Below are 12033 nucleotides of genomic sequence, written 5' to 3' on the forward strand. Positions count from 1 at the left end.
AAATTGGTAGACACGCCAGCTTCAGGTGCTGGTGACCGCAAGGTCGTGGAAGTTCGAGTCTTCTTCTGGGCACCAATTCCGAGCTTGAGATTAGATCAATTTCAAGGCTCACACAAAAACCCGCGAAAGCGGGTTTTTGCATTCCAGGCTTCTGAATTATTAAAATTAAATCAGGGGTTTACAGATCAAAATGCTCTCCGTATAGTGCGCCACATCAACAGCGGCAACGCTGAAGATCATGCCCAGATGGTGAAATTGGTAGACACGCCAGCTTCAGGTGCTGGTGACCGCAAGGTCGTGGAAGTTCGAGTCTTCTTCTGGGCACCAATTCAAATTCAAGGTCACGATCTTGAATTTCACAAAAACCCGCGAAAGCGGGTTTTTGCGTTTCTGGCCTTTGAAGCCATAGCCGCCCCTTGTGGCGAGGGAGCTTGCTCCCGCTGGGCTGCGAAGCGGCCCCCTCATTCTTTCAGTCAAACCTTATTGCCCGGTTTTGCGACTGCTCCGCAGCCGAACGGGAGCAAACTCCCTCGCCACAAAGATCTGCACCAGCCCCTCTAGCAAACCCTCACCCGCCCTGCAAGGCGCACTTGAGAAGCAATATCGTTTATCATTGTTTCAAGTTTTTGCAATGCGACAGTGAGGAACCCTGCGAATGATGCTTCGAAATACCCTGCGCCGCGGCCTGACCATCACCCTCCTCGGCCTGACACTCGCCACGCCCCTCACCCAAGCCGCCGATCCGGTTTCCCTGACACTCTATAACGGTCAACACAAGGAAGTCGGCGACGCCGTCGCCAAAGCCTTCGAAGCCAAGACCGGGATTCACGTCAATGTGCGCAAGGGCAGCAGCAACCAATTCGCCAGCCAGATCGTCGAAGAAGGCGATCGCTCCCCCGCCGATGTGATCTACACCGAAGAATCGCCACCGCTGAACAAGCTCGGCGAACAAGGCCTGCTGGCGAAAGCCGATGCCGCCACACTTGAAGTCCTGCCCAAGGACTACGTCGCCGGCAATGGCACCTGGATCGGCATCACCGCGCGGGTCCGGGTCGTCGCCTTCAACCCTAAACTGATCGACGAAAAAGACCTGCCCAAGTCCGTAATGGAATTCTCCGATCCAAAATGGCAAGGCAAGGTCGGCTTCGTGCCCAGCAGCGGCGCCTTCCAGGAACAGGCGGTGGCGATTATCAAGGTCCACGGGATGGACGCCGCCGAAGAATGGCTGACCGGCCTGCGTGCGTTCGGCAAAACCTACAGCAACAACATGGTTGCACTGAAAGCCGTGGAAAATGGCGAAGTCGCCACCGTGCTGGTGAACAACTACTACTGGTTCGCCTTACAGCGTGAAAAAGGCCAACTCGACTCGAAGCTGCATTACTTCACCGGTGGCGACGTCGGCGGACTGATCACCGTTTCCAGCGCTGGCGTACTGAAATCCAGCAAACATCCAAAAGAAGCCCAGCAATTACTCGCCTACATGGCCAGCGAAGAAGGTCAGCGTGTGATCACCCAGACCACCGCTGAATACCCGCTGCACAAGGGCATGGAATCGGATCGCGGTCTCAAGCCGTTCAGCGAACTGCAAGCGCCGAACGTCACGCCAGCCGATCTCGGCAACGCCGAAGAAGCCCTGGACCTGGAACGTGACGTTGGCTTGAACTGATGAGCGCCTCGTTATCCGCCCCCGCTTCGCATGGGGGTTACATGCCAAGGCGCAAGCGGCCGTCGATATGGCTGCTGCTACCGGTTCTACTGCTGGTGGTACTCAGCCTGTTGCCGCTGGCCTATGTCGGCCTCAAAACCTGGCAAGCCGGCTGGGCCGAGGCACTGCATCTGCTGTGGCGGCCCTACGTGTTTGGCCTGCTGCGCAATACCCTGGCGCTGATGCTGGGCGTCACATTGGCCTGCGGTGTGATTGGCTTGTCACTCGCCTGGCTGCTGGAGCGCAGCAATCTGCCGGGACGGCGGTTATGGGGCGTGATCCTGTGCCTGCCGTTCGCAGTGCCGGCGTTTGTCAGCAGTTTCACCTGGGTGTCCCTGAGCGCTCACTTCGAAGGGCTGGGCGGGGCGATTCTGGTGATGACGCTGTCCAAGTACCCGCTGATCTTTCTGCCGGTCGCGGCAACGCTGCGCAATCTCGACCCCTCTCTTGAAGAGTCTGCCCGCACCCTGGGGCAGAATCGTTGGGGTGTATTCTTCAAAATCACCCTGCCCCTGCTCTGGCCGTCACTGCTGGCCGGTTCACTGTTGATTGCGCTGCACATGCTGGTGGAGTTCGGCGCGCTGTCGATCATCGGCCTGCAAACCTTTACCACGGCGATCTATCAGCAGTTCGAACTGGAATTCAGCAACGCCAATGCAGCGATGCTTTCTGCGGTGTTGCTGGCGCTGTGCCTGGTGCTGCTATGGCTTGAGTTACGCGTGCGCGGCAAAGGCCGTCACGTACGCACCGGCCAGGGCGCTGCGCGGCATGCGGAGCAGGTTCGCCTCGGGCCGTGGACGGCTGTGGGACAACTTTACTGCTTGCTGCTGGCGATCATCGGCAGCGGCATTCCACTGGGAATGCTGGCGTACTGGCTGATGGTGGGTTCGTCGGCAGCGTTCCCGGTGGCCGCGATCAGCGAGGCATTGCTCTCGTCGCTGGCGCTGTCGCTCGGTGGCGCTGCGCTGTGCCTGGTGCTGGCGGTGCCGGTGGGGTTGCTGGTGGTGCGCCATAAAGGCCGACTGGCAATCTGGGCCGAGCGCTTGCCGTATCTGCTGCATGCACTGCCGGGATTGGTGATTGCGCTGACCCTGGTGTATTTCGCCCTGCATTATGTGCCAGTGCTGTACCAGACCTCGACGCTGTTGCTGATAGCCTATGCGCTGTTGTTTCTGCCACTGGCGCAAGCACCGATTCGCACCGCACTGAACAAGGCCGCACCGCAACTGGAAGAGGCCGCACGCACGCTGGGGGCGTCGTCTTTCAGCGCGTTTTGTCGGGTGACCCTGCCCATCATCTTTCCCGCCCTGGGTGCTGCGTTTGCGCTGGTGTTTCTGGATGCGATGAAGGAACTGACGGCGACGCTGCTGCTGAGCCCGACCGGGCTCAATACGCTGGCGACGGAAGTCTGGGCGCATACCGCGAATGTGGAGTTCGCGGCGGCGGCGCCTTATGCGGCGTTGTTGATTGTGGTGTCGGGGTTGCCTGTGTATCTGCTGACGACGCGGATGTATTTGAGTCGTTGAAAAGCTTCGCGGGCAAGCCTCGCTCCTACAAGGATTACGTAGCCCTTGTAGGAGCGAGGCTTGCCCGCGAAGGCACCAGACCTGCGAACGAGAAACCTAAGCCCTGAACTGCCCCAGGCTCGCCTTCAACTGCGCCGCCAACCCATCCAGCACCTTGCCGCTGGCCGTGGTCTCCACGACCGCCTGAGCCGCCTTCTCAGCTTGAGCATGGATGGTCTCAACCCGCCCACGCACGGCCTGCGCACCTTGCGCCTGATGCGCCGCGGCCTGGGTCGCCAGGCCGATCGCCGCATGCACCTGCTCGACCGACGCCTGCACCGACTGTTGCAACCGCGCGCTATCGCGCAACACCAGCAGACCTTCGCTGGCCTGACGCCCAGCCTGCCCGATTGCCGCGACGGCCTCACGCGCGCCCTGCTGCAGTGCAACGATGTGCGCCTGAATGTCACCGGTGGAGCTCTGGGTCTTGCTCGCCAGAGCCCGCACCTCGTCCGCCACCACAGCAAACCCGCGACCGGTCTCGCCGGCACGCGCCGCCTCAATCGCCGCATTCAGTGCCAGCAAGTTGGTTTGTTCGGCGATCCCGTGAATCACCGTCAGCACCACTTCAATCTGCTCACTCTGTTGCGCCAGGCGCTCGATGACTTTCGCGCCGGTGTCGACCTGTCCGGCCAATGCCTCGATGAGACTACCGACCTTCGCCGAAGTCCGGGTGTTCTCATCCGTGGCCTGACGAATGCCCACCACCTGCTGCAAAGCGGCCTGCATGGCGTGGCTTTCAGACTGAGCCTCGTCAGCCATTTGCGACAACGCGCGCAGGCTTTCGGCCACTTCATCGCGCTGCATGCCAGCCGCTGCATCAGCACCGGCATTGCGCAGGGTCATGGCGCCGATTTCCACGCCGGTACGCTGGGCCACATCGCCCGCCTCGCGCACGATCGGCTGTAATTTATCCACAAAGCGATTGACCGCCGAGGCCATGTCGCCGATCTCGTCCTGGCTGTTGATCTGCACGCGCTTGGTCAGGTCGCCCTCGCCTGCCGCCAAGTCATCCATCGCGACAATGAGCATTTTCAGGCGATTGACCACTCGACGCCCCAGCACCACCGCCAGTAACAGCAGCACACCGAAACCCACCACCGCCAGGCCCATGCCGATGCGCCAGCGCAAAGCCCCTGCGGCTTCCTGTACGGCGCCCGTGGTGTTGGCTTTCATTTCAGAAGCAGTGGACTGCGCCGATTGCAGACGTCCGCGCATCGCCGTTGCGCTGTCGGCCGCCGCACCTTTGAGGCTGTCACCCACCAATTGATCGCTGCTGGCGATCAGCGCCGAGAAGCGCTTGTCCAGCGCCGCCAGATCGGTTTCCACAGAGGCAGTTGAGACCCCCATCAAGACTTTGCCGATTTCCACGCCATTGGGACTGATCGAGGCTTCGAGGTAGTAGACCGACGGATCGCTCTTCGCTGCGTCCAGCACCTTGTCCAACGCCCGCTCGCCCTGGCCTTTCTCCAGAAGCGCCTTGTTGATCGCGTTCTCCCGGTTGAGATAGCGCGTCAGGTGCTGGCCCGTGGCGTCGTCATAGACCACGAACAACACGTTGGGATTGCGCTGGGCGCGGCGAGCGAATTCGGACAGGGTGGGAATGTCGCTGTCCCACATGGCGCGGGGTGCGACCGACGCCAGAAGTTGCGCCATGTCATTGGCCGAATCCTTCAGGTCCTTCTCCAGCGTCGTACGCAGTTGAGCCTGCTCGTCTTTCAAACGTGAAGACAGCCCAGCGGTCAGGCGCTGACGGGTATTGCTGGACAGGTTATCCAGGCTCGACGTGACTTCACGCCCCGCCTGCTCCAGCTCACCGGAGAGCTTTTGGCTATCGGAGCCCAAGCGCACGCCCAGATCGGTTTCCAGCGCAGTCACCGTGCTCCGGGTCAGAGCGACAGCCACCAGCACCTGCACCAAAAGGGCGATACCAAGGGTAACGAACACGGGCCGCAACAAACGGCTTTGTAACAGTGAGAGAACGGCCGACACAGGAAATCCCTCTACTCTAACGCCATTAAATTGATGGCATTCTGAAGGCAATATTCACAGCAAAGGTCATGCCGTCCAACAGGCATAAACGACAAAGGCCCCGATTAAGGGGCCTTTGTGTTTTACATCAACGACTTATTAAGCGAACGGGTGACGCAGAACGATAGTTTCGTTGCGGTCCGGGCCCGTCGAAATAATGTCGATCGGCGCGCCGACCAACTCTTCGATGCGCTTGATGTAGTTGCGCGCAGCCTGAGGCAGCTCCTCCAGGGTCTTGGCACCCAGGGTCGACTCGCTCCAGCCCGGCATCTGCTCGTACACCGGCTCCAGGCCGATGTAGCTGTCGGCGTCGGTCGGTGCGTCGATCACTGCACCATCTTCGTTCTTGTAGCCTACGCAGATGTTGATGGTTTCCAGGCCGTCCAGCACGTCCAGCTTGGTCAGGCACAGACCCGAGATGCTGTTCACATCGATAGCGCGACGCAGGATCACGGCATCGAACCAGCCGCAACGACGGGCACGGCCAGTGGTGGCGCCGAACTCGTGGCCACGCTTGGCCAGGAACGCACCAACGTCGTCGAACAGCTCAGTCGGGAACGGACCGGAGCCGACGCGCGTGGTGTAAGCCTTGGTGATGCCGAGGATGTAGTCCAGGAACATCGGACCAACACCCGAACCGGTGGCGATGCCGCCAGCGGTGGTGTTGGAGCTGGTGACGTACGGGTAGGTGCCGTGGTCGATGTCCAGCAGGGAGCCCTGGGCGCCTTCGAACATGATGTCCTTGCCGGCACGACGCAGGTTGTGCAGCTCTGCGGTGACGTCGAGCATCATCGGCTTGAGCAGCTCGGCGTATTCCATGCACTCGTCGAGTGTCTTCTGGAAGTCGATCGCTGGCTCTTTGTAGTAATTGACCAGTACGAAGTTGTGGTAATCCAGCAACTCGCCCAGCTTGGCGGCGAAACGCTCACGGTGGAACAGATCACCGATGCGCAGACCGCGACGGGCAACCTTGTCTTCGTAAGCCGGGCCGATGCCGCGACCGGTGGTGCCGATCTTCAGCTCGCCACGGGCCTTTTCACGGGCCTGGTCCAGTGCTACGTGGTAGGACAGGATCAGCGGGCAGGACGGGCTGATACGCAGGCGCTCGCGCACCGGTACGCCTTTCTCTTCCAGCTTGTTGATTTCCCGCAGCAGGGCGTCGGGTGCAACCACCACGCCGTTACCGATCAGGCACTGCACGCCTTCGCGCAGCACGCCAGACGGGATCAGGTGCAAGACGGTTTTTTCGCCGTCGATCACCAGAGTGTGACCAGCGTTGTGGCCACCTTGGTAGCGCACTACGGCGGCAGCATGTTCGGTCAGCAGATCAACGATCTTGCCTTTGCCCTCATCACCCCATTGGGTGCCCAGGACTACGACATTCTTACCCATAACACTTGTCCTCATTCGCGCAAACTTGGTGCCGGCGGCGGCCGGCAGGAAAACTCAAGAAGCCAGTGGCGATACTTGCCAAAGCCCGTTCTGCTGAATCAATTGCCGGTCGCAGTCCGCTTCACGGGCGGCGGCCAAAGGCTGCCCAGGCAATGCCTGAACGACACGCTGACCCTCACTGCGCAACTGGCAAACCTGCTGCCAGAGTGCTGCATCCGTACTGTCAGGCATCCAGATACCGCCAGACGGTAGCTCGATCTCAGCACGCCCCAGGGTCACCAGGGTTTTCAAATCGGTGGAGAAGCCTGTCGCCGGACGGGCGCGACCGAAGTCGGCACCGATATCGTCGTAACGACCGCCCTGAGCGATGGACTGGCCAACACCCGGCACGAACACGGCGAACACCACACCGGTGTGGTAGTGGTAGCCGCGCAATTCGCCCAGGTCGAAGTACAGCGGTAACTCCGGGAAACGCGTGGACAGACGCTCGGCAATCGCCAGCAAATCGTCCAGGGCCGCCAGAACAGGCGCCGGCGCATTGGCCAGACGCTCGCGGGCAGCGCTCAACACTTCACGACCGCCACACAGGTCGACCAGCGCTCGCAGCATGCCCGACAGATCGGCAGGCAGGCCTTCGGTCAAGGTAATGACCTCGTCGATGGCTTTACGTTGCAATGCATCGAACAACTGTTGCTCGACTTCGCCGGACAAACCGGCGGCGCGGGCCAGGCCGCGGTAGATGCCGACATGCCCGAGGTCCATGTGCACATCCGGCACATCGGCCAGTTGCAGCATGGCCAGCATCAGGCTGATGACTTCCACGTCGCTGCTTGGGCTGGCATCGCCGTACAACTCGGCGCCCAGTTGAATCGGGCTGCGCGAGGACGACAACGCACGTGGCTGAGCATGCAGCACGCTACCGGCATAGCACAGACGGCTCGGGCCTTCGCGACGCAGGGTGTGCGCATCGATGCGCGCCACTTGCGGCGTGATGTCGGCACGGAAACCCATCTGCCGGCCCGACTGCGGGTCGATGACCTTGAAGGTGCGCAGATCGAGGTCCTGGCCTGCGCCGGTCAGCAGGGATTCCAGGTACTCGATATGGGGAGTCACGACAAACTCGTAACCCCAGCTCTGGAACAGATCCAACACCTGGCGACGCGCAACTTCGATGCGCGCAGCCTCCGGTGGCAGTACTTCTTCGATGCCATCTGGCAGCAGCCAGCGGTCTACCGTTGCCATTACGCCATTCCCCTATGATCCGGGCAGCAAGCCTTTGGGCGAGCCTTGAGTGAAGCAGAAAATGATCGGCTCATGTGCATAAACCCCGCGCATGAACAACGTGGCGAAAAGCCTGGAACCGGCTTCGCCAACCACTTTCCTCGAAAAACCTGTCGAGTCATTCAACTCGGGCGCCTGCATAAAAACAGCAATCAAACGTGCAGACGCAAAAAAGCCGGGAATTTCCCGGCTGCCGCATCATACACACGTTTTCCCAAAGGATCACCCCGCCCGAGGCTTTAGCCGCCAGGCGGGGGGATGATTCAGGTCAACGTCGTATCAAGGCTTGGCTTTTTCCAGGTAACGGAAGAAGTCACTGCTCGGGTCCAGGACCATGACGTCGGATTTGTTCGCGAAGCTTTCACGGTAGGCACGCAGGCTACGGTAGAACGCGTAGAACTCCTGATCCTGGCCGTATGCCTTGGAGTAGATCGCAGCAGCCTGGGCATCACCATCACCGCGAACCTCTTCGGATTCACGATAGGCTTCAGCCAGCAGCACGCGGCGTTGACGGTCGGCGTCGGCACGGATGCCTTCGGCCAGCTCGTTACCCTTGGCGCGGTGCTCGCGAGCTTCACGCTCACGCTCGGTGCTCATACGCTCGAACACGCTGCGGTTCACTTCCTTCGGCAGGTCGATGGCCTTGACCCGGACATCGACAACTTCAATGCCCAGCTCTTTTTCCGCCATCTTGTTCAGCGAAGCGGTGATGTCTGCCATCAGCGCATCACGTTCACCGGATACCACTTCGTGCAGGGTGCGTTTACCGAACTGGTCACGCAGGCCCGACTCCAGACGACGGGACAGACGCTCGTCGGCAATCTGCTTGAGGCCGGAAGTCGCGGTGTAGAAGCGCTCGGCATCTTTCACGCGCCACTTGGCGTAGGCATCGACCATCACGGCTTTCTTTTCCAGCGTCAGGAAGCGCTGTGTCGGTGCATCCAGCGTCATCAGGCGCGCATCGAATATGCGCACCTTGTTAACGTAAGGCACTTTCACATGCAGGCCTGGCTGAACATCGGCCTGGACCACGCGACCGAACTGCAGCAACACCGCACGCTCGGTCTGAGCCACGATGTAGAAGCAGTTCCAGGCAACGATCGCCACGACGACGCCGACAATAAGGGCGATCAGCGATTTATTGCTCATCAGCGACTCTCCCTGGTACGTGCCTGCTGTTGCTGCAGATCAGCCGCCGCACGCACATTCACTTCATTGCTGCTGGCTGCTGCGCCGGTCACCGGAGTGCTGGTGCGGCGACCATCCTCGACCATCTTGTCCAGCGGCAGATACAGCAGATTGCTCTGGCCATTCTTGTTGCCGGTCACGAGAACCTTGCTGGTGTTGCTGAAGATTTCCTGCATGGTGTCCAGGTACAGACGCTGACGGGTAACTTCAGGCGCCTTGCGGTACTCGGCCACCAGTTTGGTGAAGCGGTCAGCCTCACCCTTGGCGCGGGAGACGGTCTCGTCGCGGTAACCGTTGGCATCCTCGAGGATGCGCTGGGCCTGACCACGGGCTTCCGGCACGACGCCGTTGGCGTAGGTTTCAGCCTGGTTACGCGAACGCTGCTCGTCTTCACGGGCGCGGATCACGTCATCGAAGGCTTCCTGGACTTCACGCGGTGCAGCAGCGCTCTGTACGTTGACCTGAGTGACGGTGATACCGGTGCGATAGGTATCGAGGAAACGTTGCAGACGCTCCTTGATTTCGCTGGCCATCAATTCACGACCTTCGGTCAGCACCTGGTCCATGGCGGTAGAACCCACCACGTGGCGCAAGGCACTGTCGGTCGCATGCTGCAGGCTGGTTTCCGGCTGATCGACGTTCAGCACGAAGTCCTGCAGGTTGCTGATCTTGTACTGCACGGTTAGCGGCACTTCGACGATGTTTTCGTCTTCAGTCAGCATTTGACCCTGCTTGGTATAGGCACGCTCACGCGTGACGTTTTCCAGGTACTTGCGATCGATCGGCGGGAAATAGATGTTCAGGCCCGGGCCGACGGTTTCATAATATTTGCCGAAGCGCAGCACCACGGCCTGCTCCTGCTCGTCGACCACGTAGACAGCGCTGTACAGCCACACGGCTGCGAGCACGGTCAGACCGATGCCGAGCAGGCCACCAAAGCCGCCACTCTTGCCCGGACCACCACCCTCGTCACCGCGTTTCTTGCCACCACCGAACAACCCGTTCAGGCTTTCCTGCAGCTTTCGGAAGGCCTCGTCGAGATCCGGTGGTCCCTTGCGGTCGCCGTTATTGCGGCGCTTGCCACCCCAAGGATCCTGATTATTCGAGTTGCCACCCGGCTCATTCCAAGCCATAGCGCTCTCCATCTGATAAAGCAAAGACGCACCCACGGCGCGCCGACCAATGCTACAGAATGCCTGTCACCGCGGCACAACCGCTTTCTCAGGCTTTTATTGCAAAGTGTGTTGCTCGATGAATTCCATCGGTTGCAGACCTTCGCGGCTCACGAGTCGATTCAATTCGATCCGTGGCAAGCGAACGGCCAGCAGGCTGATGCCTTCTTCGTCGTGTTCTTCTTTTTGCACCGCACCGAGTTCGAAAAACTGCGCACGCAGTCGAGCAAAACGTTGCGGCAAGCGCAAGGTGCCAACAAACAAATCGCTGCCCAACAGTTCCGCCACTGCCTGCTTGAGCAAGTCCAGGCCGGTACCGTCCTTGGCCGACAACCAGACCCGCTGCGGCTTGCCATCGGCATCGCGCTGGATCTGCGGCTCAACCCCCTCGAGCAAATCGAGTTTGTTGTATACCTCAAGGATCGGCAAGTCTTGTGCCCCGATCTCCCCGAGCACCACCATGACCTGTTCGATCTGGGCCATACGATCAGGCTCGTGCGCATCGATCACGTGCAGCAGCAGGTCGGAGTTGCTCGACTCTTCGAGCGTAGCTCGAAATGCCTCGACCAGTTTGTGCGGCAGGTGACGAATGAAGCCCACGGTGTCGGCCAGCACGATCGGCCCGAGGTCCTCGAGCTCTAGTCGGCGCAAGGTCGGGTCGAGGGTCGCGAACAGCTGGTTGGCGGCAAAGACGTCGGAATCGGTGACCGAGTTGAACAGCGTCGATTTGCCGGCGTTGGTATAACCCACCAGTGAAACCGTCGGAATGTCAGCACGCTTGCGCCCGCGACGAGACTGCTCGCGCTGGCTGCGGACCTTTTCCAGGCGCCCCTTGATCTGACGCAGACGAATCCGCAACAGGCGCCGGTCGGTTTCCAGTTGGGTTTCACCCGGCCCGCGCAGGCCGATACCGCCCTTCTGCCGCTCAAGGTGAGTCCAGCCGCGAACCAGACGCGTACTCATGTACTCAAGCTGGGCCAGTTCGACCTGGAGCTTGCCTTCATGGGTGCGGGCGCGTTGGGCGAAGATATCGAGAATCAGACCCGTGCGATCGATCACGCGACACTCGAAAATACGTTCGAGGTTACGTTCCTGACTGGGCGTGAGGATGTGATTGAAAATCACCAGATCGACCTGTTCGGCTTTGACCAGGTCGCGTAACTCTTCGACCTTGCCGCTGCTGATCAGGGTTTTGGCGGTTGGCCGATGACGCGGCACGTTAAAAAACGCGACGGTCTCGGCACCAGCCGAAATTGCCAACTCCTGAAACTCCTGCGGATCTTCGCGCGCCTCAGGGTCCTGACCATCCAAGTGAACGAGAATTGCCCGCTCACCACCACCGTGGCGCTCAAAGAACAAAGGAGACTCCTATCAGGCGTTACCTGGCTCAGCGTCGCCTGCTTCGGATTCGGTTGCGCTAGGCAGACGAATTGGACGAACTGGCACCACTGTAGAGATAGCGTGTTTGTAAACCATCTGGCTGACGGTGTTTTTCAGCAGGATAACGAACTGGTCGAAAGACTCGATCGTGCCTTGCAGTTTGATCCCGTTGACCAGGTAGATGGAAACCCCCACTTTCTCTTTACGTAAAGTATTCAAGTAAGGGTCTTGTAGCGAATGCCCTTTTGACATGTGCCGCACTCCTTTAAGGATTCAATATAAAAAATAGGTAAACAGATGGCTTGGGGCCGTCACACCC

General features: G+C 60.0%; 9 protein-coding genes and 1 tRNA gene. 3 read left to right on the forward strand and 7 right to left on the reverse strand.

Annotated features, from left to right (window positions below):
- Positions 1 to 240 precede the first annotated feature (240 nt).
- The 3 genes from AC07V0_RS04575 (at position 241) to AC07V0_RS04585 (ending at position 3231) form a co-directional block, all read left to right on the forward strand.
- Positions 241 to 327, forward strand: a tRNA-Leu gene (locus AC07V0_RS04575).
- 328 nt (positions 328 to 655) lie between these two features.
- Positions 656 to 1666, forward strand: coding sequence for an extracellular solute-binding protein (locus tag AC07V0_RS04580; RefSeq protein WP_495019437.1), 1011 nt, complete (start codon positions 656 to 658; stop codon positions 1664 to 1666).
- Positions 1666 to 3231: an ABC transporter permease gene (locus AC07V0_RS04585; protein ID WP_086944077.1), complete on the forward strand. Its 1566-nt coding sequence runs from the start codon at positions 1666 to 1668 to the stop codon at positions 3229 to 3231. Before AC07V0_RS04580 ends, AC07V0_RS04585 begins: the two co-directional genes overlap by 1 nt.
- A gap of 96 nt (positions 3232 to 3327) precedes the next feature.
- On the opposite strand, the gene AC07V0_RS04590 is transcribed toward AC07V0_RS04585, so the two are convergent.
- The 7 genes from AC07V0_RS04590 to hfq form a co-directional block, all read right to left on the reverse strand.
- A complete protein-coding gene (locus AC07V0_RS04590) occupies positions 3328 to 5262 on the reverse strand; it encodes a methyl-accepting chemotaxis protein (RefSeq protein ID WP_064616021.1) in 1935 nt (644 codons plus the stop codon).
- Positions 5263 to 5400: 138 nt separating this feature from the next.
- Positions 5401 to 6693 carry an adenylosuccinate synthase gene (locus AC07V0_RS04595; protein ID WP_018928499.1) on the reverse strand — a complete coding sequence of 431 codons (1293 nt, stop codon included), beginning with the start codon at positions 6691 to 6693 and terminating at the stop codon, positions 5401 to 5403.
- 54 nt (positions 6694 to 6747) lie between these two features.
- Positions 6748 to 7935, reverse strand: a complete 1188-nt coding sequence (locus tag AC07V0_RS04600) for an ATP phosphoribosyltransferase regulatory subunit (RefSeq protein ID WP_007939588.1) — start codon at positions 7933 to 7935, stop codon at positions 6748 to 6750.
- A gap of 318 nt (positions 7936 to 8253) precedes the next feature.
- A complete protein-coding gene (hflC, locus tag AC07V0_RS04605; RefSeq protein WP_007939589.1) occupies positions 8254 to 9123 on the reverse strand; it encodes a protease modulator HflC in 870 nt (289 codons plus the stop codon).
- Positions 9123 to 10295, reverse strand: coding sequence for an FtsH protease activity modulator HflK (gene hflK, locus AC07V0_RS04610; protein WP_018928501.1), 1173 nt, complete (start codon positions 10293 to 10295; stop codon positions 9123 to 9125). Before hflK ends, hflC begins: the two co-directional genes overlap by 1 nt.
- A 96-nt stretch (positions 10296 to 10391) precedes the next feature.
- A complete protein-coding gene (gene hflX / locus AC07V0_RS04615; RefSeq protein ID WP_007939591.1) occupies positions 10392 to 11693 on the reverse strand; it encodes a ribosome rescue GTPase HflX in 1302 nt (433 codons plus the stop codon).
- A gap of 12 nt (positions 11694 to 11705) precedes the next feature.
- Entirely contained in the window at positions 11706 to 11966 is a 261-nt protein-coding gene (hfq, locus tag AC07V0_RS04620; protein ID WP_007902656.1) for an RNA chaperone Hfq, read from the reverse strand.
- Between the last annotated feature and the right edge of the window lie 67 nt (positions 11967 to 12033).

The sequence above is a fragment of the Pseudomonas sp. GW821-FHT01E10 genome, assembly GCF_059422365.1.

Bases quoted from the DNA above. Each gene is read 5' to 3' on its own strand.
- AC07V0_RS04585 (WP_086944077.1), top strand. From the start codon at position 1,666: ATGAGCGCCTCGTTATCCGCCCCCGCTTCGCATGGGGGTTACATGCCA.
- AC07V0_RS04580 (WP_495019437.1), top strand. From the start codon at position 656: ATGATGCTTCGAAATACCCTGCGCCGCGGCCTGACCATCACCCTCCTC.
- hflK (WP_018928501.1), bottom strand. From the start codon at position 10,295: ATGGCTTGGAATGAGCCGGGTGGCAACTCGAATAATCAGGATCCTTGG.
- hflC (WP_007939589.1), bottom strand. From the start codon at position 9,123: ATGAGCAATAAATCGCTGATCGCCCTTATTGTCGGCGTCGTCGTGGCG.
- hfq (WP_007902656.1), bottom strand. From the start codon at position 11,966: ATGTCAAAAGGGCATTCGCTACAAGACCCTTACTTGAATACTTTACGT.
- AC07V0_RS04600 (WP_007939588.1), bottom strand. From the start codon at position 7,935: ATGGCAACGGTAGACCGCTGGCTGCTGCCAGATGGCATCGAAGAAGTA.
- AC07V0_RS04595 (WP_018928499.1), bottom strand. From the start codon at position 6,693: ATGGGTAAGAATGTCGTAGTCCTGGGCACCCAATGGGGTGATGAGGGC.